General features: G+C 57.8%; 23 protein-coding genes. 12 read left to right on the forward strand and 11 right to left on the reverse strand.

The annotated features are described in order from the left end of the window. Positions 1 to 27: 27 nt before the first annotated feature. Entirely contained in the window at positions 28 to 1,014 is a 987-nt protein-coding gene (locus tag AC3EC3_RS18655) for a KpsF/GutQ family sugar-phosphate isomerase (protein WP_488491085.1), read from the reverse strand. Positions 1,015 to 1,278: 264 nt separating this feature from the next. On the opposite strand from AC3EC3_RS18655, the gene kdsA reads away from it, so the two are divergent. Next, positions 1,279 to 2,106: a 3-deoxy-8-phosphooctulonate synthase gene (kdsA, locus tag AC3EC3_RS18660; protein ID WP_488491086.1), complete on the forward strand. Its 828-nt coding sequence runs from the start codon at positions 1,279 to 1,281 to the stop codon at positions 2,104 to 2,106. 79 nt (positions 2,107 to 2,185) lie between these two features. Beyond that, on the forward strand, positions 2,186 to 3,211 hold the full coding sequence (locus AC3EC3_RS18665) for a phytanoyl-CoA dioxygenase family protein (protein WP_488491087.1): 1,026 nt from the start codon (positions 2,186 to 2,188) through the stop codon (positions 3,209 to 3,211). Positions 3,212 to 3,618: 407 nt separating this feature from the next. On the opposite strand, the gene AC3EC3_RS18670 is transcribed toward AC3EC3_RS18665, so the two are convergent. Continuing rightward, positions 3,619 to 3,888, reverse strand: coding sequence for a HigA family addiction module antitoxin (locus AC3EC3_RS18670; protein ID WP_488491088.1), 270 nt, complete (start codon positions 3,886 to 3,888; stop codon positions 3,619 to 3,621). A 24-nt stretch (positions 3,889 to 3,912) separates the two neighbouring features. Continuing rightward, positions 3,913 to 4,116: a type II toxin-antitoxin system RelE/ParE family toxin gene (locus tag AC3EC3_RS18675; RefSeq protein ID WP_488491105.1), complete on the reverse strand. Its 204-nt coding sequence runs from the start codon at positions 4,114 to 4,116 to the stop codon at positions 3,913 to 3,915. 158 nt (positions 4,117 to 4,274) lie between these two features. On the opposite strand from AC3EC3_RS18675, the gene AC3EC3_RS18680 reads away from it, so the two are divergent. Together AC3EC3_RS18680 and AC3EC3_RS18685 are read left to right on the forward strand one after the other, a co-directional pair. Further along, positions 4,275 to 4,511 carry a type II toxin-antitoxin system Phd/YefM family antitoxin gene (locus AC3EC3_RS18680; RefSeq protein WP_488491089.1) on the forward strand — a complete coding sequence of 79 codons (237 nt, stop codon included), beginning with the start codon at positions 4,275 to 4,277 and terminating at the stop codon, positions 4,509 to 4,511. After that, the gene (locus AC3EC3_RS18685; protein ID WP_488491090.1) at positions 4,508 to 4,909 is read left to right on the forward strand and encodes a type II toxin-antitoxin system VapC family toxin; all 402 of its coding nucleotides are present in this window, start codon (positions 4,508 to 4,510) and stop codon (positions 4,907 to 4,909) included. The genes AC3EC3_RS18680 and AC3EC3_RS18685 overlap by 4 nt, the downstream gene beginning before the upstream one ends. A 217-nt stretch (positions 4,910 to 5,126) precedes the next feature. Here AC3EC3_RS18685 and AC3EC3_RS18690 read toward each other — a convergent pair whose 3' ends face one another. Together AC3EC3_RS18690 and AC3EC3_RS18695 are read right to left on the reverse strand one after the other, a co-directional pair. Continuing rightward, positions 5,127 to 6,029: a replication initiator protein A gene (locus tag AC3EC3_RS18690; RefSeq protein WP_488491091.1), complete on the reverse strand. Its 903-nt coding sequence runs from the start codon at positions 6,027 to 6,029 to the stop codon at positions 5,127 to 5,129. Between the two features lie 90 nt (positions 6,030 to 6,119). Continuing rightward, positions 6,120 to 6,485: a helix-turn-helix domain-containing protein gene (locus AC3EC3_RS18695; protein ID WP_488491092.1), complete on the reverse strand. Its 366-nt coding sequence runs from the start codon at positions 6,483 to 6,485 to the stop codon at positions 6,120 to 6,122. Positions 6,486 to 6,731: 246 nt separating this feature from the next. Between AC3EC3_RS18695 and AC3EC3_RS18700 the strand changes: the two genes are divergently transcribed. The 3 genes from AC3EC3_RS18700 to AC3EC3_RS18710 all read left to right on the forward strand — a co-directional run bounded on the left by AC3EC3_RS18700 (position 6,732) and on the right by AC3EC3_RS18710 (position 10,394). Then, complete coding sequence (locus AC3EC3_RS18700; protein WP_488491093.1) at positions 6,732 to 7,679, forward strand: tyrosine-type recombinase/integrase; 948 nt, start codon at positions 6,732 to 6,734, stop codon at positions 7,677 to 7,679. A gap of 96 nt (positions 7,680 to 7,775) precedes the next feature. Then, on the forward strand, positions 7,776 to 8,855 hold the full coding sequence (locus tag AC3EC3_RS18705; protein WP_488491094.1) for a mannose-1-phosphate guanylyltransferase/mannose-6-phosphate isomerase: 1,080 nt from the start codon (positions 7,776 to 7,778) through the stop codon (positions 8,853 to 8,855). A 54-nt stretch (positions 8,856 to 8,909) separates the two neighbouring features. Beyond that, positions 8,910 to 10,394 carry a phosphomannomutase gene (locus tag AC3EC3_RS18710; protein ID WP_488491095.1) on the forward strand — a complete coding sequence of 495 codons (1,485 nt, stop codon included), beginning with the start codon at positions 8,910 to 8,912 and terminating at the stop codon, positions 10,392 to 10,394. Positions 10,395 to 10,569: 175 nt separating this feature from the next. Here AC3EC3_RS18710 and AC3EC3_RS18715 read toward each other — a convergent pair whose 3' ends face one another. Next, positions 10,570 to 10,944 carry a hypothetical protein gene (locus AC3EC3_RS18715; RefSeq protein ID WP_488491096.1) on the reverse strand — a complete coding sequence of 125 codons (375 nt, stop codon included), beginning with the start codon at positions 10,942 to 10,944 and terminating at the stop codon, positions 10,570 to 10,572. Beyond that, a complete protein-coding gene (locus AC3EC3_RS18720) occupies positions 10,941 to 11,639 on the reverse strand; it encodes a nucleotide-binding protein (RefSeq protein ID WP_488491097.1) in 699 nt (232 codons plus the stop codon). Before AC3EC3_RS18720 ends, AC3EC3_RS18715 begins: the two co-directional genes overlap by 4 nt. 401 nt (positions 11,640 to 12,040) lie before the next feature. Between AC3EC3_RS18720 and AC3EC3_RS18725 the strand changes: the two genes are divergently transcribed. From AC3EC3_RS18725 to AC3EC3_RS18745, 5 genes are all read left to right on the forward strand, one after another. Next, complete coding sequence (locus tag AC3EC3_RS18725; RefSeq protein ID WP_488491098.1) at positions 12,041 to 13,465, forward strand: glycosyltransferase family 2 protein; 1,425 nt, start codon at positions 12,041 to 12,043, stop codon at positions 13,463 to 13,465. A gap of 9 nt (positions 13,466 to 13,474) precedes the next feature. Beyond that, complete coding sequence (locus AC3EC3_RS18730) at positions 13,475 to 14,263, forward strand: DUF5672 family protein (RefSeq protein ID WP_488491099.1); 789 nt, start codon at positions 13,475 to 13,477, stop codon at positions 14,261 to 14,263. A 155-nt stretch (positions 14,264 to 14,418) separates the two neighbouring features. Next, positions 14,419 to 15,270 carry a phytanoyl-CoA dioxygenase family protein gene (locus AC3EC3_RS18735; protein WP_488491106.1) on the forward strand — a complete coding sequence of 284 codons (852 nt, stop codon included), beginning with the start codon at positions 14,419 to 14,421 and terminating at the stop codon, positions 15,268 to 15,270. Between the two features lie 19 nt (positions 15,271 to 15,289). Then, positions 15,290 to 17,029 carry a glycosyltransferase family 4 protein gene (locus tag AC3EC3_RS18740; protein WP_488491100.1) on the forward strand — a complete coding sequence of 580 codons (1,740 nt, stop codon included), beginning with the start codon at positions 15,290 to 15,292 and terminating at the stop codon, positions 17,027 to 17,029. Continuing rightward, complete coding sequence (locus tag AC3EC3_RS18745) at positions 17,002 to 18,066, forward strand: SAM-dependent methyltransferase (RefSeq protein WP_488491101.1); 1,065 nt, start codon at positions 17,002 to 17,004, stop codon at positions 18,064 to 18,066. Before AC3EC3_RS18740 ends, AC3EC3_RS18745 begins: the two co-directional genes overlap by 28 nt. Before the next feature lie 84 nt (positions 18,067 to 18,150). On the opposite strand, the gene AC3EC3_RS18750 is transcribed toward AC3EC3_RS18745, so the two are convergent. The 4 genes from AC3EC3_RS18750 to AC3EC3_RS18765 form a co-directional block, all read right to left on the reverse strand. Beyond that, positions 18,151 to 18,798 (reverse strand): ABC transporter ATP-binding protein, encoded by a 648-nt coding sequence (locus AC3EC3_RS18750; protein ID WP_488491102.1) that lies wholly within the window; start codon positions 18,796 to 18,798, stop codon positions 18,151 to 18,153. A gap of 24 nt (positions 18,799 to 18,822) precedes the next feature. Beyond that, entirely contained in the window at positions 18,823 to 19,620 is a 798-nt protein-coding gene (locus tag AC3EC3_RS18755) for an ABC transporter permease (protein WP_488491103.1), read from the reverse strand. A 1-nt stretch (position 19,621) separates the two neighbouring features. Continuing rightward, positions 19,622 to 20,788 (reverse strand): KpsE/RkpR family capsule polysaccharide export protein, encoded by a 1,167-nt coding sequence (locus AC3EC3_RS18760; protein WP_488491104.1) that lies wholly within the window; start codon positions 20,786 to 20,788, stop codon positions 19,622 to 19,624. 259 nt (positions 20,789 to 21,047) lie between these two features. Then, the coding region (locus AC3EC3_RS18765) for an IS3 family transposase (RefSeq protein WP_488491107.1) at positions 21,048 to 21,199 on the reverse strand (152 nt) is incomplete at its 5' end.

The raw sequence follows: 21,199 nt of genomic DNA on the forward strand, positions 1-21,199 counted from the left end.
CTAGGCTTTCGTAACGCTTTCAGCCTCTCAGGCCACCCCGGTGCGCACGATGTCGTGCATATGGACGATCCCAGCCAGCTTGCCGTCCTGCTCGACGAACAGCACCGAGACGGCATTCTCGTTGAGAATGCGCAGGGCTTCGGATGCCAGCGTTTCGGGTGGGACTGCCAGCGGGTTCGCCGACATGTGCAGGCCGATATTGTCGGTAAGGTCATGCACGGCGATGCAGCGACGCAGATCGCCATCGGTGAAGGCACCGATCAGCTTGTCGTTCTCGTCGACCACGGCCGTGCAGCCATAGCGCTTGCGGCTCATTTCCAGCGTCGCACTGGTCAGCGAGGCATCGCGACCGACGCGCGGGATCGCCTCGCCCATACCCATGATCTCGCCCACGGTGGTGAGCTGCGCGCCCAGTTTGCCGCCGGGATGGAACACCCGGAAGTCCGAGGATGTGAAGCCCCGCGCCTCGATCAGCGCCACCGCAAGGGCATCGCCCAGCACGAGTTGCAGCGTGGTGGAAGATGTCGGCGCCAACTCGTTCGGGCAGGCCTCGCGCACGGGCGGCAAGGCCAGACAGATATCCGCCGCGCGGCCCGCCGTGCTGTCCGCATGCGAGGTCGCGACGATCAGCGTCACGCCGTAATGATTGCAGTAGTGCAGGATGTCGCCGAGTTCCGCCGTCTCGCCCGACCAGGTGATCGCCAGCACGATGTCCTGCTTGGTGATGACCCCAAGATCGCCATGGCTGGCCTCGCCGGGATGGAGATAGAGCGCCGAGGTGCCGGTGGAGCGCATGGTCGCGGCGATCTTGCGGGCGATGTGCCCGCTCTTGCCCATGCCGGTGACGATCACCCGACCGCGCGTGGCCGCCAATGCCTGGATCGCACGGTCAACTTCTTCGCGAAGGCCGGAGGATTCCAAGGCTATCCTGAGTGCGCCCAGCGCATCCAGCTCGATATCCAATGTCTTGAGTGCAGATACGGAATACCGCGTCCGGGAAAGAGCGCTTGTCATATCGTCACTCTTGTTAGGTTGTTCGGGTGCTTGCAAGTGCAAATTGTCGCGCAATGTATCAGCAATCGTTTCAGGCGTTTCGGTCGCGCAGTCCCCATCCGCCGAGGGTTGCCAGCCCCTGCGTTCAGGGCCAAGGGTTCGCCTGTGCGAACGATCGTCTGCCGCGTAAACCTTAAAGGTGCCTGCGGCATCGCGTGATTTCAGTATTTTAACAGGAAGAAACGGACCTGCCTGTCCGTCTCCCTGCCGACCGGGCCTCATACCATGATCCTTTGCGGACACACGATCACTCCTGCCACGCCGCTCTTCGCGATTGCCGGTCCATGCGTTATCGAAAGCGAGGCGCTGACGCTCTCGGTGGCCGAAACGCTGGCGAAGATTGCAGCACGGCTCGATATCCTGCTCATCTTCAAGAGCTCTTTCGACAAGGCGAACCGCAGTTCGGACAAGTCGTTCCGGGGGCTAGGCATGGACGAGGGCCTGCGCATTCTGGAAAAGGTTCGCAGCGAGACCGGCCTGCCGGTGATCACCGACGTTCACGAACCCGCGCAAGTGCCTGCCGTCGCGCAAGTGGTGGATGTGCTGCAGACCCCGGCGTTCCTCGCCCGGCAGACCGACTTCATCGCGTCCGTTGCCGCCTCGGGCAAACCGGTGAACATCAAGAAGGCCCAGTTCATGGCGCCTGCCGACATGAAGCAGGTGATCGCCAAGGCCCGCAACGCGGCGAGTGCAGCAGGGCATGATCCCGACGCCTTCCTGCTGTGCGAGCGCGGCACCTCGTTTGGTTACAACACGCTGGTCTCGGACATGCGCGGCCTGTCGATCATGGCCGAGACGGGATGCCCGGTGGTGTTCGATGCCACCCATTCGGTGCAGCAGCCCGGCGGCCTTGGCGAGCGGTCGGGCGGGCAGCGCGAATATGTGCCGCTGCTGGCCCGCGCTGCCGTCGCGGCCGGTGTCGCGGGTGTCTTCATGGAAACCCATCCCGATCCGGACAAGGCGCTTTCGGATGGCCCGAACGCGCTCCCGCTCGACCAGTTCGAGGCCCTGTGGACCAAGCTGCTGGCGATCGACGGGGTGGTGAAAGCCTGACGGTCGGCGGCCTTTATTTGCAGTTGCATCCGCTTCCCGACTGGCGCAACCCCACGCCATGGCCGCAGGCGACAAGACTATGACGATGGGAAAGGTGCTGCTGGCGCCTTTCTGGGCGCTGCAACTGCTGACCGGCGCGAAGAGCTTTCTCGACAATCCGCTGATCGGATCGCGGCGCCTCAACGCGCGCGGGTTGCATGTGAAGCGGGTCAGGCTCGCCGCCGCGCTGTGCGACTGGAGGCGACGGCGCCTCGCGCACAAGGTCCGGCCGGACTGGCGTGCGGCGTTCGATCGCGACGGCTTCGTCGTGATCCCCGATGTGGTGGCGCCGGAGCAATTTCCAGCCCTGCGCGCAGCGCTTCTGTCGTACGAGGCCCCGGCGCGCGAAATGCGACAGGGCGATGCCATCACGCGTCGCATGGCGATCGACCCGGCCATGCTTGCCGCGATCCCGGCGCTGCGGGCCCTGCTCGAACGCGAAGATATCGTCGCGCTGTTCCATTATGTCGCCAGCTTCCGCACCACGCCGCTGCACTATATCCAGACGATCGTCAGCCACGACGGCTCGAACGAGGCCGATCCGCAGGAGGCGATCCATGCCGACAGCTTCCATTCGTCGCTGAAAGCCTGGCTGTTCCTCAACCCCGTTGCCGAGGACGAAGGGCCGTTTACGTTCGTGCGCGGTTCACACCGCTTCACGCCCGAGCGTCTCGCCTGGGAACACCGCCGCTCGCAGCCCGATCCGCGCAGCATCGACCGGCTTTCCGCGCGCGGCTCGCCCCGCGTCTCCGAGGCCGAGCGCGAGGCGATGAACCTGCCTCCCCCCGAAGGACTGGCCGTGCCCGGCAATACGCTGGTGGTCGCCGATACCGTGGGCTTCCACGCGCGCGGACTTTCGGTCCGCCCCGGCGAGCGGGTGGAACTGTGGTCCTACGCCCGCCGCAATCCGTTCCTGCCCTGGCTCGGCGGCGACCTGCTCAGCCTGCCGGGCCTCGCCGAGCGCCGGGTGGGCTGGCTCTGGTCCCTGCGCGACAGGCTGGAGGCCCGCATCGGCCAGCCCTGGAAACCGGTCGGTGTACGAACACCGATGGATGGCGAAGGCTAACCTTGCCATTCGGTGTCATGTGTCCTGCAGTGCTGGCAAATCGTTCTGGGCGCGGCTAACCGTCCCAAGCTGAAAACCGTCTCCGGTTAGGCGTTTCGGACCGCAGCCCGGATGATCGCGCACAGATCGCGCTGTATCTCAGCAACCGAAGCGTTATCCGTTATGCTCAAGGCGTGACGCAACTCATGGAACTGGCCCATCCGGAGGCGTAGGAAAGCAAGGCGATCAGGATTTGGATCGCTCTTTTCCTCCTCCGCGTAAATGCGGGCCATGCATATCCCGATCACGTCATTGAAGGACTCTCTCACGGTCTCGTAGGCGATGCCCTGATCTTGCGTCCATTAGGGGGACGGTTCCATGTGGCTGGCCATAGCTTGCTGGGATCGGTGCTGGCCGGGCTGTTCATGTCAAACGGCGTCCTGCAAGCGTCGGATCGGCGGTTGCTCGCGCTGCATGGCGCACCACAGGTCATAGTTGGTTTGCAGGTTCATCCAGAAGCGCGCCTTGCTGGCCCCGGCCTTTTCGAGCCGGACCGCCAGATCGGGGCTGATCCCGGCTTTGCTATTGAGCACACGCGACATGGCCAGGCGGTCCGCCGCCTCGGTCACGGACAGGCCCAGGGGCTCGAAAACCGTTTCCTTCAGCACTTCGCCCGGATGGGGATGGTTATGGATCACGACGGCGTTCCTTCAATGGTAATCCTAATAATCGACCAGTTCCACATCGGCCCCGGTAAAGCGGAAAGTGACGCGCCAGTTGCCGTTGACGCAGACTGACCAATGGCCCTTCAGGTCGCCCTTCAGACCATGGAGCCGTAGGCCAGACTGGTTCATATCCTGCGGCTCTGTCGCCGCATCGAGGATGACCAGTATGATCGCCAGCCTTTTGGCATGGACGGCCTGAATGCCTCACGTGGAGTTGGTGCGGTAAAAGCTCTCAAGCCCTTTGTGTCGAAAGCCGATAATCATGGATTTATGTATCGCGACGCAATCGGGGTGCTTTAAGGGCTAGGCAGAACCTGCGGCATAAGATAGTTATAGCTAACTTAGCTAAGGATATTGTCATGCAGGTCACGGTCCATGCCGCAAAGACCAATCTTTCCAAGTTGATCGAGGCGGTTCTTGCAGGGGAAGAGGTTGTGATCGCCAAGGGCAAACAGCCGGTGGTCAAGATCGTCCCCTTCCCGCGCAGCCGGTTCAAGATCGGCGTGCTCAAGGGCCAGATCGCAGGGCCGGGGCCGGATTTCTTCGAGCCTATGGATGATGCGGAGCTGGCCCTCTGGGAGGGTGGCGACGAGTGAAGCATCTCCTGCTCGATACTCACGCCTGGGCATGGTCCATGACGGGGGATGCCCGCCTTTCCGCCGCCGCCATCGCGGCGATGGAACAGGCTGAAACCGTTTCGATCAGCGCGATCAGCCTGTTCGAGATTGGCCAGAAAGTCCGATTGGGGAAATGGCCAGAGATGGCCCCATTCCTCGACCGGCTGATTTCCTTGGTGGAGGAGCAGGGCGGGCGCATGGTGGAAGTGTCACCAGAGGCCAGCCTACTTGCTGCCACGATGGAATGGGATCATCGTGACCCCTTTGATAGGGTCATTGCAGCTACAGCGATTACACGAGGGCTAGTGCTGATTTCCAAGGATTCCGCGTTCAATGCCTTGGTAAAAATGTCAAAATGGCCGGGGCTAATCTGGTGATGGTCCAGGTGTTTGATCCCAGCATGTAACGATGTAAATTAGTCGTCATCGCAACGGAAGCAGGGCCTTCCCCTTCACTCCCGCTTAAAAGAAATGCTACAGGCCGTAGGGCGGATTACGTCGACCATCATCCTGGGTCATCCATGAATCTTGGGAAAGCACTGTGATGGACAGACCATCACATTCTGCTCCGGAGATTCGTGCTTTCGAGTAGAAATTAAATTCCGGAAAGCGCGCGACGGCCAAACTTCCCACCACCTGCTGCGCGGCGTTTTATGACAATCTTGGTCTTGGCCGCCCTTCGCCCACGTTTTCCTGTACTTTCAACATCATATGCCTCGTCCACCAGTTCCATGTGATAATCGGGAATGGCATTTTCAGCGACAATCTGACGCATGGCTGTGCGAAAATTGGCCAACTGGTTCTGAAAACCGATTTGCAGCCGGAACGTCGCAAGATCAATCTCCAGCGCTTCACCGTCCACGCAGGTCGAGCGGGCCACTTCGTAGATGCGCCGCTCAATCGGCCCCAACTGAAAATAGGTAGCCGCGTAGTTCAGCACCTGCCGATCGCGCAGGATCGCGCGAAACAGCCAGTCGCAGAGGCGGACTTTCACCGCTTTCAGGCGTTTTTCGCCTTTTTTTCCTGATCTTGCATATTGCAGTCGCGCTTCTGACAGCCACGAGAAGAAGCCTTCCTCGCCCTCCCCGCCCGCCTCGATATTGGTGCGGATCTGGGTGCCCTGCAGTCGTTCCAGCGCATCCGAAAGACGCGAATAGGAACGCGCTGAATGGTTCGCGCCAGTTACACTGAACAGGTCATGCGCGGTAAAGGTGAAGTCCTGAGAAACGCTATCTCCGGCATCCAGCTTAGCCGACATAAGGCTGGCAATATAAAGGACAATTTCCTTGTCATAGATCGTCGCGACACCGCGCGCACTGGGCCTAACCTCAATCGAGACATCCGGCGTGGCATAGGCCAGCGGCTTCATCCAGGCATTCTTGGACAAGGCAAAGAATGGAAACGCCATAAGCGAGCGTTCGCCGCGAATTTCTCCGGTCAGCGGGCTATCCAGCAGGAACAGCTCACCCTGCGGCATGGGCGGTGTGGAGGCAGTCATTTTCGCTTCATCCCGCGCGCAGCACATATCGTGCGACAATTTCTACTCGAAAGCACGAATCGGTTCATGCTCCTGCAAGGTCCCGGGCTTTTACGCATGGAGCGCATACTCCTGCACCAGGACTTTCTCCGGCAGATCCCATGCCCGGGCGATCTTGCGGATCATCGGTAAGGTCAATGCCCGCTTGCGCCCCAGGATCTCGGTGGCCCGCGACTGTCCCAGCAACGCTGCAAGATCCGACCGCGTGCGGCCATTCATCGCCATGGCCGCCTCGATCGCGCCTACGGGGTCGAATTGCCCATTCAGCCAGCGATCGCGCTCATAGGCCTTTACCAACGTCTCCAGGACATCGAGCAGATCACCCTGCTCCGAACCTGCAGCGGCACCGGATAGACTTTCGACAAGCCCCAGCGCCGCCTCGTAATCGTCGTCGGTCTTGATCGGTCGGATATGCATCCGGATTCTCCTCAGGACTGAACCCGAAGGTCAAAATCCCAGTCATGGAAATCGGCAATCGCCTCTGGCGGGCTCAACCACGTTCAGTTGCAACTTCGTATATCTTCCCAATACGGGAAACAAGGGGAAATTCCCACAGCGGGAAGTTTGCGATTTAATATTTGATAATGTCCTTTATCATGGATTAATACCATATCACACCTGAAAGGGACGAGAGTCCCTTGAAACGGACACCAGACACCCAGAATGCCATCAAGCGCCCTTGTCCTCCCCCAGATCCCGATCATCGCCGATGCACCTGCACAAACACGCACGCGCTTCCTCGAATTCTTTGCCGCCGCGATCCGCAATCCCAACACGCGACGCGCTTATGCAAAGGCAAGCAGCGATTTCCTGATCTGGTGCGCCCGTCATGGCGTGCGCGACCTGACGCAGATCGGACCGATCCATGTCGCAGGCTGGATCGAGGAACTGGGCACCTCGCTCTCCGCGCCGACCGTCAAACAAAGACTGGCTGCCGTCCGGCACCTGTTCGACTGGCTGGTAACGGGGCAAGTGGTGCCGACCAATCCGGCCGCCTCGGTCCGCGGTCCGGCCCATACCGCACGTACCGGGCGCACCCCGGTTCTGGAGGCGGACGAGGCCCGCGCACTGATCGAAGCCATCGATACCTCGACCGAAATCGGCCTGCGCGACCGGGCACTGATCGGCCTGATGGTCTACAGCTTCGCGCGCGTCGGCGCGGCACTGGCCATGAAACGCGAGGACGTCTTCGTGCAGGGCCGCCGCCTGTGGGTGCGCCTGCACGAGAAAGGCGGCAAGCGGCACGAGATGCCCTGCCACCATCTGCTCGACGAATACCTGTCCGAATATATCGAGCGCTGCACCATCAATGTCCCGCGCGCACCGCTGTTCCGCACGCTCGCGCGCGAGACCAAGCGCCTCGGCGAACGCCCGCTAACCCAGCCCAACGCCTTTGCAATGGTGCGACGGCGCGCACAGGCCGCCGGAATTGCCACGCAGATCGGCAACCACACCTTCCGCGCCACCGGCATCACCACCTACCTCAAGAACGGTGGCACGCTGGAGAACGCCGCCCGCATGGCCAACCACGCCTCCACCCGCACGACGCAAATCTACGACCGCCGCCCAGATGAAATCACCCTGGCGGAAGTGGAGCGGGTAAGGCTGTGATGTAAATAAAAAATTAGAGCATCATATAGACATCCAACAAAAGCTGTTTTCATAAGCCCTAGCTTCGTTGGGGCTGGCCTCCTTCAATCGCGAGTTATGATGAACACCACTACAATCGTTCCCGTCGTTCTGTCCGGCGGATTCGGCACCCGGCTTTGGCCCGTATCCAGGCCCGAACGCCCGAAGCAATTGTTACCCCTTACGGCAGAAGAAACTATGCTGCAGCTCACCGTGGGACGCACGAAGAGCTACATTCCGGCCGCCGTAAAGCGGCCGATTTTGGTCGCTAACGCAGCACATGCAGACATCATCGACGAACAGCTCAGCGCTTCCGGCATCGAAGACTATCTCGTTCTGCTGGAACCTTTTGGCCGCAACACGGCTCCCGCCATTGCCTTGGCCGCGCTTGAGGCGGATCCAAGCGACGCTTTGCTGGTGATGCCGAGCGACCATATAATCACTGATCTTGCCGCCTTCCATGCAGCCATTACTTATGCGCTGCCTCTCGTGACCGAAGGCTGGCTCGTTACGTTTGGGATCACACCGGACAGCCCCGAGACAGGATATGGCTACATCAAGATGGACGCGACTTCCACCGATCGGGTGTATGAAGTCACGCGTTTCGTAGAAAAGCCTGATGCTGTCCGTGCTGCTGAAATGCTCGCGGAAGGCGGCCATGCTTGGAACGCTGGGATTTTTCTGTTCCGCGCCGACGCCTATCTGGCAGCTCTCACCAGGCATCAGCCCGAAATGCTGAGTGCTGTCACCGCCTCACTGGCGGGAGCAACGCGAAACGGCAGGCACGTTTCCCCCGATGCCCAAACCTTCGCGGATTGCCCTTCGGAATCGGTCGACTATGCCATCATGGAGCATGAAGATCGGGTTGCCTGCGTACCGGTCGACATGGGCTGGTCGGACGTAGGTAGCTGGGATTCGCTTCATGCCGTCAGCGACAAGGATGCGGACGGCAATGCTGTTCGCGGCCAGGCGCTTGCGCTCGGGGCAAACAACTGCCTCGTCCATACAGATGGACCGCGCGTCACGCTGGTCGACGTGGACGACCTGATCGTCGTCGTATCGCAAGGCGAGGTGATGATCCTGCGCCGAGGCGAATCCCAAAAGGTCGGCAAGGTTACCGAAGCCCTCAAAGCCCCGATGCTTCAAGTCGCCGAATAAAAAGGCGCCCTGGCCCCCTCCCCGAAGCCTGCCGAACAGAATTTGCGAGAACCCATGCCCCATACCGTATCGATTACCGACCTGATGTCGCGCTCCGGCGTGGCTTTCGGAACCAGCGGGGCGCGAGGCCTCGTCAGTGCGATGACCGACGCGGTATGCTTCGCCTACACCTGCGCTTTCCTGCAGCACCTCGGTAGTATCGGACAATTCATGCCGGGCACGACGGTCGCAATCGCTGGCGATCTGCGCCCATCTTCGCCACGCATTCTGGCTGCCTGCGCTGCCGCCATACGCCACATGGGCGGACAGATCGCATTTTGCGGCTTCGTGCCTTCCCCCGCCGTCGCGGCCTATGGCTTCGAACGCGGGATCCCTTCGCTGATGGTAACCGGCAGCCACATTCCCGACGACCGCAATGGCATCAAGTTCAACCGCATCGACGGCGAAGTTCTCAAACCCGACGAACTGGCCATGCGCGCGCAGGAAGTGACCCTGCCCGATCTGTTCGACGCCGCCGACATGCTCAAGGAAGCGCAAGACTGCGGCCCACTGGTTGACGCCGAAACCGGCTATGTCGCCCGCTATGCCCGATTTTTCGGTCCCAATGCGCTGCGCGGGCTGAAACTCGGCATCTACGAGCATTCGGCCGTAGGCCGGGATGTTCTGGCCGCGATCGTCAGCCAACTCGGTGGAGAAGTCGTCCGTCTCGGCCGATCGGAAACCTTTATTCCCGTTGATACCGAGGCGGTCCGTCCAGAAGATCAGGCGCTAGCTCGAACCTGGGCGCAGGAACTGGATCTCGACGCGATCCTCTCCAGCGATGGAGATTCAGATCGCCCGTTGCTGGCGGACGAAACCGGCCTGTGGATGCGGGGCGACGTGCTGGGCATCCTGTGCGCCCAAGCCCTAGAAATCGAAGCTGTCGCGACCCCGGTAAGTTGCAATTCGGCAGTGGAACTGTCTGGCTCATTTCGTGATGTGCGCCGCACTCGTATTGGCTCGCCCTATGTGATCGAGGCGATGAATGCGCTTGCTACTGGATCGGCACCGATCACCATCTGTGGTTACGAAGCCAATGGCGGCTTCCTGCTAGCCACACCGGTCGAAGCAAATCGACGTACATTGGCCCCACTTCCTACCCGCGACGCGGTCCTGCCAATGCTTGCGGTGCTGGTGGAGGCGCGGCGCCGAAGCGTTGCTTTGTCTTCGCTGACGCGAGATCTGCCGCTACGCTACACTTTCAGTGAAAGGCTTAAGGACTTTCCGACCGAACGGAGCAAGGCCCTGCTCGCTGACCTTCAGGAAGGATCAAAGGCAGAAATTATCGACCGCGCGACCAAAATGTTCGGTGATCTAGCAGGCGCAGCAAGCACCTTTGATGTCACGGACGGTCTGCGTATCACTTTCATGAACGATGATATCATCCATCTGCGCCCCAGCGGCAATGCTCCCGAACTGCGCTGCTATACAGAAAGCACTACGCCCGAACGCGCCGCTTCACTCAACGATGAAGTACTGGCAATGCTGGCGCTCTCCTGACAGCTTCAAAAACAAAATAGTACCAAGAGGATACCAAGTAACTAGCTCCAACGTGTTGCGCCCTTGAATGCCTTTGGCGACAGCCATCGCCAAAGGCAGAGATGGCGGCGCAACGCCGCACCGCGCTTAAAAGTCAGCAAACGATTGTAATATATATAATTTCATAAGATATCATTCAAATATCCGGAACGGTGCTAGCCCCAGATACCACATTGATATCCTTTTCTTGTTCGAGCGCATCTAACGCTTGTTCGAGCACTGCACCTAACGGCAGATCAAGAACGTCAGCTACGCGGTAAAGACGCTCAATCGTACTCTCGGTTGCCTTTATGTTTATCTGCCGGTTCCGCCCAGTTGTACGGCGTCGCGGCGTACGTGCTTGTGGAATATCCTGCGCAGCCCTGCCCTGATCTGACATTTTGCCGGGCGCTTTGCGACTTGGAAAACCGCTGGCCTGTGCGATCTCATCGATCGCCTCTGAAGGTACTGGCTTGGCGGTAGGGCTAGGCGCGAAGTCGTCGAGATCGCCGAAAGGATTGGCACGGCTCATTGTGCAGCCTCCGTCTTATTTTGCGGACAAGTGCGACTGTCGCGCAGACGCGCAATCACTTCGGCGGCAAACTGCTCAGCGTTGAGCATTGCCTTATCGAGGTTGGGCACATCCTTTTCGTCGAGGTTCTCCAGTGTCTGACGGAATGAGAACAACGCGCGGAAAGCCTCACGCTCGTTGAGTTGGGTGTCAAATAGCGGAACTCCCGCATCGACGAGGCCAGTCTGGATATGACCCATGGTGCGCGTGCGAATAATTGGACTGGTGCGCGTAAGCAGTACGGCAAATGGGACCGCCCTGCCCGTCATCTTCTCGTGCTGGCGTAGCACCCGGATCGCCCGCCCCGCCTGCTCAGCATCGAGTTGCGAGCCCTGCATAGGGATCACTACCAAGTCGGCTTGGCTGACGGCCAGAAGTACGATCTTGGCTGCCGTGCCTTCAAGGTCAACGACAACGAAAGGCGTCTTGGCCGCAGCTTCCTCAATCTGGTCTATAATTGTGTCCTCGTCCACGTCGGCGAGGATGGAAAGGTTGTCCGGCACCTGCGCGTTCTTTCCCCAAGTCGCAATGGGACGATTGGGATCCGCATCGACCACCGTAACCTTAGCAGCCCGTGCGAGTTCCGAAGCGAGCAGCAACGCGGCAGTGGTCTTACCGACCCCTCCTTTGGGGCTAACAAAGACGATTGTGGGCATGAGTGCGCCTCCCTTTCCAATACCAGATAGCTATCAGATAGCTATCTGGTCAATTCGATATCTTTATAATATCTTTATGGTATCCTTAAGGATTGCAGAAAATACCAGATAGCTATCTGGTAGCTCCCATATAGGTTTCCGCTTGGCCCCCTGCAAGCAAACGACTATCGACAGCTACCATGCCTACGGTACACTCTGGACTTCCGGCTCAATTCTCGGTTCGGCCCAAAGCCTCAAATGGCAGTTCATGGTTACTGCTGCGCATCCATATCCGTGCGCTACTGCACACGCCACGCGCTTACCTGACGGCCGCTTGGTGGCGTTTGTGCGGTAAGCGGGTGCGGGCCCGTGCGCGGTTTGCACCGCTACTTGCGGATTCTCCACTAGCCTATCGTTTGTGGTTGCGTGGTGAACAGCTGCCCTCTGAGGGCAGCTGGAGCGGTCCGCCAATCGTTGTTCTGGTTGACGCTAACGCGGAGCAGGGCGCGTTGAAAAAAACACTGCGCAGCCTCGAACGTGAACGCATGCCTGTGCTGGTGGTGGGCACACCGGACATCCCCGGTCCCGGCGACGCGGCCCGTCATATAGACTGGGTCGAGGATCCATGGCTCATGCCGCTTGCCGCTGGAGACGTACTGGCATCAGGTGCCTCTGCTGCCTATCGCCACACCGCCGCGGTCACGCAAGCGTGCATCGTCTATGCCGATGATGATCTCGTCGATGACAACGGGGAACGCCATGCCCCCCATTTCAAACCGAGATGGAATACCGAGCTCTACCATCACTTCGACTATTTGACTGGCACCTGCATCGTGCGTGCAGATGCACTCCAGCTTGCCGCAGTCTCGGGACCGGACTGGGCTGCACAGCTCATCGCAGCGGCGGTAGAGAAGGCTACGACAACCGGGAAAGAAAGCGCACCGCTCCACCTTCCGTATGTCTTACACCACCGCCGCACGCGACCTGCTCCCGTTATACCCGCCGCCCCCGTAATGATCGATCGGCTGCCGCCGGTCAGCGTCATTATACCCACGCGTAACCGAATCGATTTGCTACGTACCTGTATCGAGGGACTGGCTCGCACCAACTATCCCGAACTGGATGTGATCGTTGTAGACAATGGCAGCGACGATCCCGCAACGCTCGCCTACCTTGATGCGCTTGATCCCGCACGGCACCAAGTGTTGCGCGCGCCGGGGCCATTCAACTTCTCGACTCTCAACAACCGAGCGGCCCGGCAGGCCAAGGGGGAACTACTGTGCATGCTCAACAATGACATCGAGGTCTTGGCACCTGATTGGCTAGAGATCATGGCACACCAGGCCCTGCGCGACGATGTTGGCGCGGTGGGCGCGCAGTTGCTATATCCCGACGGACGTATCCAGCACGCCGGCGTAGTATTGGGCGTCGGAGGCGGGGCTGCCCATGCTCATCGCCTGTTGCCCCCGGAGGAGGAGGGCTATTTCCGGCGACACGCACTGCCCCAGTTCGTCTCGGCAGTGACTGCCGCTTGTCTGGTCGTGTCGCGTCACCGCTACGAGGCGGTGGGTGGCCTCGATGAGGCGAACTTTGCAGTTGCCTTCAACGATGTCGACTTATGCATGCGACTGAATGCGCAGGGATGGCAAACGTTCTACGAACCCCGCGCGAAGCTAGTGCATCATGAATCCGTGTCGCGCGGGTTCGACCGCGATCCCGTGGGCGCGGCCCGGCTCGCAAACGAACTGGCGGCGCTCAAGGCCCGGTGGAACACGGGCGAGGGGGTAGACCCTTATCATCACCCACAGCTCAATCGGTTCAGCGAGCATTTCGTGGTAGGACTTTAGGTACTTGCAGTGACGATCAAGCGCTATCCCCCTGAAACCTCACTAGCTTTGCCACAGGTAACGCTCTGCGCGGTAACCTCGGTGAATATTGCAGCCACCGTGCGCGCGCTTGAGGTCAGCCTGGACCACATAAGCTTCGGCGCCTGCAAACTCCTAACCGATACCCCGCTGCAACTCCACCATCCGGGAATTGAGGTCGTGCCGATCGCTCGGCTCGCTTCCTCGGCTGCGTATTCCGACTTCATGCTGAAGAGACTGGTGGATCATATCGAAACCTCCCACTGCCTTGTCACGCAATGGGATGGACATCTGCTGGACGCGAGGCGCTGGCAGCCGCAGTTCCTATTTTATGACTATATTGGAGCCAGTTGGCCCCAATTTGATGACGGGTACGACGTTGGCAATGGCGGTTTCTCGCTACGCAGCCGACGACTTATGGAGGCCTGCCGTGCAGCACAGTTCATATCCATGCATCCCGAGGATATCGCCATCGGCCGCACCAACCGCGCCTGGCTTGAAAGCCAGGGTATGCGCTTCGCTTCGCGCGAACTTGCCGACCTTTTTGCGGCTGAACGGGCAGGGGATGTGGAAACCGCCTTCGGCTACCACGGTGTCTTCAACATGCCACGCGCGATCGGCGTCGATCCATTCTGGTCGATATATCACGAACTCGATAATCTTGGGACAATCCGCCGTGATTTCAAACAACTACTCTGGGCGGTAACCCGCCAACGCAATGGCGTAAGTCGAGGCGCGCGCATGCTCGCCGACCGTATGAGATATATGAGCCGTAAATGAAATGATTGGTGAGGAAGCCAGAAGCGCTCTTCAATCGTGATCGACAGCATTGTAGCAGTCTATTCCGATTGCCCATAGTGACAGGAAAATCGGTGACTTCCGCTAAGACCAACCCTTTCCCCGGCGTACCGCTGGTTGAATCACCCCTTTTCCCGATGCAGCGGCCATCCATGGGCCTAACACCCGAAGAAGGCCGGATCGCAGCCGACCTGCACCAGCACGGCTTCGCCGTGCTGGACTTTCCTGACAGCGATCTCGATGCCCGTATCGAGCGGATCAAGGCCAACCTCAGTCCCCGCTATACAAAGGTCGCCGCCGGCGATCAGCGCATTCAGGACGCCTGGAAGTTTGACCAGGATGTGCGCGCGATCGCTGTCAATCAAGCCGTGCTCAACCTTCTGAGCAAACTGTACGGGCGCACCGCCTTTCCCTTCCAGACATTGAACTTCCCTGTAGGCACCCAACAACCGGCTCATACCGATGCAATCCACTTCTCCAGCCTGCCAGAGCGTTTCATGTGCGGGGTCTGGTTGGCAATGGAAGACATCGGCCCCAACGCAGGGCCGCTGTTCTACGTGCCAGGCTCTCATCGCTGGCCGCTGTTAAACAACAGCTTGATCGGCCGGCGGGGGCATGACAGCACGCTGGAATCCGCACAAACACCCTTCGCTCAAAGCTGGCGCGCGCTTAGCGAGGTGCATGGCGCGACCGAAGAGTCCTTTTTGGCCAAGAAGGGTCAGGCTCTGATCTGGACTGCCAACCTGCTCCATGGTGGCAGTCCCCAGAGTGACACCACCTTGACGCGCTGGTCGCAAGTGACACATTATTATTTCGAGGATTGTATCTGGTACACTCCCGCCTTTTCGGACGAGGCGCTAGGCCGGCTGAAACTACGTGAACCGATTTCCATCACTGATGGGCTCAGACGCAGGAACAGCTGGCTGGGTGAGGCGATCAAAACTCGGCCTAGCTTACTGACCCGCATGGCGCGCCACTTTCGTGGATGAGGCAAACCAAAGTCACGGGATGGTAGTCTATCGTCGCAGATGGCCGTGGCAACGTCGACGAGCGCTGCCTTCCGGCATCACGATTCCGGCGCGCGCGCTGCTGATCTGGCGCGAACGAGCGGATTTGCAGGCTGCCTTCAATCTCGCCACTTCTGCTGGGCGCGAGCAGCTTGTCTGGTGGTATATTTGCCATGGCTTCAGCGAGTTTGGCCTGCGCTTCGATGAAGCAGGCGATTCCGTTCTGCTGGCACTGAACAGTCGTATGCCGGGATTGGCGCAGCATGATGCTCTGCCCATTACCCGGCTGATGTGGGGAATGGCTCGTCAGGCCGGGATAAGCCGCCCGGCGCTGCGCACGCCCTCGGGGCAGCGCAATATGCTCGACTGGTTCTTTGCGCACGGCCTGATGGCAGCGAACCTGGGCTCGTTTCTTTCTGCCACGGATGCACACATATTGCGGTCGCCAGCCCGCGATGCTCCTGGAATCCCATACCTTTTCGGCTGCCTCTGGCGCAGCGGGCCGGATCTTGCCCAGCGCTTCACCGGTCCTATCGACCCCGCCTTCGCAGCCTGGTGCAAGGGTGAGGGCGCGCAAACCTTTCCCATCCTAAGGCACCCGCTGATAGGATTGGCCCCGCCGCTCATCCGCCGTCCGGCACATCAGAAACCGTTCGGTGTCAATCTGTTCGGCCATGCTCGCAGTCGCAGCGGCGTGTCGGAGGACTTGCGAATGGCTGCACTGGTGCTCAAGGAAGCCGGTATTCCCTATACAATCAGGGACGTACCGGCCGGCCCCAACCTGCCAGACGAGGAAGCGATCGGAAGCGATGTCTCCGACAGCTTACCTTATGCCATCAACTTGTTCGCCATGACCGCACCCAGCACCCTCGCGGCAGTTCAGGCACTTGGCGGAACTGCCGCGATTGCCCATCATCACAATATCGGGTTCTGGCCCTGGGAACTGCCAGAATTGCCAAAATTGTGGCACCAGGCCTACAGCTTGATGGACGAGATCTGGGCATCCAGTCGCTTCACTTACGATGCCTTTTGCCGGTCCGCGCCGATCCCTGTGCGACACATGCCTTTTGCTGTTACCGCTCAGGAAAGCAGCGGTCAAAGCCGACGTGACTTTAGCTTGCCGGATAGCCCCTTCCTATTCGGCTTTGCATATGATGGCCTATCCGGCTTTGCACGCAAGGCACCTCTGCTGACAATTGCTGCCTTTCGTCAGGCCTTCGCACCCGATGATCAATCGGTAGGGCTGGTCATCAAGGGATTGCGCGCCGAGAATGATCCCTCCTGGCAGAAAGTACTCGCAGCGATTGACGGGGATCCGCGCATTCATCTGGTAACGCAATCGCTCGACCGCGGACGCCTGCTGGATCTTTGGCGCTCAATCGACTGTTTCGTCTCGCTCCATCGCAGCGAGGGGTTCGGACGCAATATCGCCGAGTGTATGGCCTTGGGCAAGCCGGTGGTGGTGACCGGCCACTCCGGAAATATGGACTTCACCGTACCGGGTACCGCTGCCCTGGTTCCGTTTGTCCTGCGCGATGTTGCGCAAGGCGAATATCCGTTCGGCACTGGTCAGCAGTGGTCTGAGCCAGACGTTACCGAGGCCGCTCGGTTGATGAGGAAAATGGTGGAAGTCCCCGCTTGGCGGCAAGAACTCGCCGCGTTAGGACAGCGGACAGTAATACGAAAATATGATCCAAAATTTGTGAGTACAATATGGAAATCCGTCATTTCCATATTGTAAATATAAATAGGGGAAATTTAATGATCAAAAATATATATGAAGAAATTCAAAATATAGAGAAATCGATTGATTTTTTTCATTCTTACGCAATTGATAAAATCAACAACATTAAAACCCATTTAGAAAATAATAATTTTCAAAGATATTTGGCCGAAAGCATAGCATATAAAGGAGATGATGAAAATAATTTGTACATGGCGTTTTTCGGGAAAGACGATTTCATTGAAACACGCCCAGAAACGGTTCCGTTCACATCTACTTTATGCCAACAATCTCACTTTGGATTAAATCAATATCGCTTTTGGTCCAAGGCAATGAAAGAAAAACCTCGCTTCATGCGAAAGCAATGGGAGTTTATATATATCGCACAAGCACTTTACGAGCGCGGTTTTCTTGCCCCAGGCAAGAAAGGCCTTGCTTTTGGTGTTGGCCGCGAGCCTCTTCCGGCGCTGTTTGCTTCTTTTGGATGTGAGATTGTTGCAACAGATCAAAGTCTACAAAGTGCGATTGATGCTGGCTGGGTAAAATCGTCCGAACACAGTGCTGACCTATCTGGACTTAATGATCGAGGAATTTGCACCGATCGTATGTTTAGAGACCTAGTCACTTTCTCTGAAATGGATATGAATAATATCCCATTATCAGAAGAAAAAAAATATGATTTCTGTTGGTCTGCATGCGCATTAGAGCACTTAGGTTCACTGAGCCATGGTTTGCGCTTCATTCGAAACTCAGCAAATGTTCTCAAGCCTGGCGGCATGATGGTTCACACAACTGAATTCAATCTTTCCTCTGATGAGAATACTATTGATGATAAAAATTTATGCCTTTTCCGCCGAAGCGACATAGATAGTATTTCTGAGGAATTGCGTCACGATGGCTTCCATGTGGAGCAGATGGACTGGACTATAGGACAAGGTTTTGCGGAAACTGTAGTCGATTTACCCCCCTACGGTCGTGGCGAGCCACATCTACGACTGCGCTTGGGTGATTATGATTGCACATCCATAGGACTTATAATTCGGCGCCCCAATTAATTGGAGGATGTTTGGAAATTGCCAAGCTCTGATCCGCGCTGGTAGAAACCGAATGGACGCGTCCCCTACAAAGGGGCGCGTTACCTATAATGCTGCATAGGCAGCCATCGCTGCATCAAGATCTTCATAAGCCAGAAGTTGTCCCTGGTGCAGGATCAATGCCCTGTCGCAAAAATTATGGACAATGTCCGGGCTGTGCGAAGCCAGGATCATTGTCCGGTCGCTTCGCTTTTCGAACAGTTCGAAATGGCACTTGCGCTGGAAGTTCTGGTCGCCGACCAGGATCACCTCGTCAATCAGGTAACAATCAAACTCAATTGCCAGCGACAGCGCAAACGCCAGACGCGCCCGCATGCCGGAGGAATAGGTCTTCACCGGCATGCGGAGCTGCGCCCCCAGTTCGGTGAAATCCTGCACGAATGCCTTCATTTCGGCATAATCGTGGTCATAGATGCGGGCGATAAAGCGCGCATTGTCATAACCGGTCAGGCTGCCCTGAAACCCGCCGGAGAAACCCAGCGGCCACGACAGCGACATGTGCCGCTCGATATGCCCCGAATCCGGTAATTCCACCCCACCCAGGAGTTTGATCAAGGTGCTCTTTCCCGCACCATTGCGCCCCAGCAGGGCCACCCGCTCTCCGGGTTCAACCACCAGATTCACATCCCGCAAAACGTCCTTGCGACCGTGCCCCATCTTGTAGGACTTGCAGATTTCTCGGCAGATTATCATCCCTGCATCCTCACGTCCGTACGCTTATTCAACCGCCATTGTCTGGCGCACGCGGCGACATAGCATCAGGCCGACAGGGAGCAAGATCATGGAGAACACAAGGGGAACCGTCATGTCATAATATGTCTTCACCTGATCGCCCCATATGCCCTGACGCATCATCTCCATACAATTGACGAAGGGGGACCAGAGCAGCGCATCTCGCACGGGCGGGGTAAGAAAAGAGGCCATGTTAAACGTGCCAGAGAAGGGGATCATGATATACGTTGTCACCGGAAGGAATTTTTCGAGCACTTCCGACATCTCTGACAATGGTGCAATTACCAGACAAATTGAAAACGTGACCAAAAAATAGACCATCCATCCGCAAATTAGCAAACCTATATCGGATGGTACTGGGAACAAATCGAACACGATCAAAATTGTTGCGATGAACAAATAGGCCATCATACCGCCCAAAAGTTCGATCAACATTCGCACTACCAGAAAATCCAGCACCTTGACTTGGCGGTGGTACATCAAACTGCTGTTGGCTTGGAAAACGGCCGAACAACGCCCCACGCAATGGCGAAACAGGGTCAGCGGCAAATATCCGCTGACCACGAAAGCAACGATCTCGAGCCCATGCTCTTTTGGGCCGATCATGATGCGCCAGAGAAGCGAAACAAACCCGGCGAACAGCAGAGGCTCTACCATAACCCACAGGAAGCCGATATTTTCACGCCCAAACCTGGTGGTCAGTTCACGGATCATCAACGCGTGTATCACGCGCACCTGTATACGCCACCCATCCTGCAGCTGACGAAAGGATGAGCCAGCCACTTTACTTCTCCGGAGCGTGTTCGAGGATGCCAACAATCAACATCCACCCAATGAAATAGAGACAAGTCGCTGCAGCAGCCACAATGATCACTGACAGCAGGCGATGAGGCAACAAGGGAGCATCTGGAAAATTCGGATCAACCACACGCTCGAGATAATATTGTTGTTTTACTGCATCAGCTCTCGCCTGCACCAGAGCAGCACTAGCTGCGGCAAGATTCTTTGTCGCAAAATCCTGCTCGACGTAAAGGTTTTCGTATCCGCCAAGTTTGGATGCGATATTGCCATTTCCTCCGCCAACGACGCGGGTGTCTTGCGAAGCAATCTGAGCTGAAAGGGCCTCGACCCGACTGCGAAGTGCAGGGATGGAAGGGTTGTCGGGCGTCAACCGTTGCATCTGATCAAGCTGGGCCTGCAGAGCAACTCGTTGGGAGACCAAACCATTGGCAATCGCCAATACGCCGCTTGCCTGCTCGGCGGGATCGATCAATTTCTGACTATTACGATACTCTGCCAGCGCGACACGAGCCTTACGCACGCGCTGCGTCGCGATATCAACTTGGCGCTGCGCGTCCGCGATCGCTGACGTGCGAGCTCGATCGTTTAGTTTATTGACCAAGGCCTCGCTCAGCGACAGCAATGTGCGATTAATCTCGTACGCATCTCGGGGCGTATAAGCTTTCACCTTTAACACAGCCGTACCTGTTTCGGTATCAGGCTGAGCACTCACCATATTTCGATAAAATCGGTATAATCCCTCAAACGAAGGATCGCCCAGTGGAAACGGGAAACGAGACAAACGATCCGCCGCAGATGAACTGTAACGGGATCGAATGTCGATTTTGCGTTGCAATGCCTCCAGAGCGTCGCGTGAACGCACATAATCGAGAGTTTCGTTTGCCTGCTCCTGTCCGCCAGACAGCCCAGTTGTTTGAACTAGGTTTGCTAGCGTCGAGAGCTGAGGTCCATGTTGGTCAGGATTTTTAACAACAAAGCGTGATTCCGAAACATAGATATCCGACGCGATAAAGCTGTAATAGACCGCTGCAAGAAGGGTAGGGGCTATAACGAAGAGGGCAAACCAGCGCTTTTTCTTCAACCATGCAAAAACGGGATGAGGATGCCACGTAAGCGTGGTTTCGGCCGGGAACGGTTGTTCGACGTTCATATAGTATCTTCGCAAAGCCTCATACTAGGCCGGATGACTCAAAGGCCGCGACCTGACCATGGCAAGCTGCGCTACGGCAAGCCAGAGCGGGGCGCAAGGCTAGGACGCTTTGACAAAGTGGATTCCTGGCAGGGCTGGGCGAGCAGGTTTCGCCCTGATCCAGAAGGTCGCTTTGGTAGCTTGCGGTAGCCATAGAACCAAGAGGCTTTCGGGGCCGCTGTTTCCAGGCTTGCCGGATCAATGAGTAGCCCCTAGTTTTCTAGACGCCTTCTGCTTTCAAAATCTGCTGTCGTTCGAACTGGGCGGGTGACAGCATCCCGTTCCTGACCTGCTTGCGCACCGGATTGTAGAACATCTCGATGTAATCGAACACGTCCTGCCGGGCTTCCTCGCGTGTTTTGTAGGTGCGGC

Source organism: Novosphingobium sp. BAM6 (assembly GCF_057784955.1).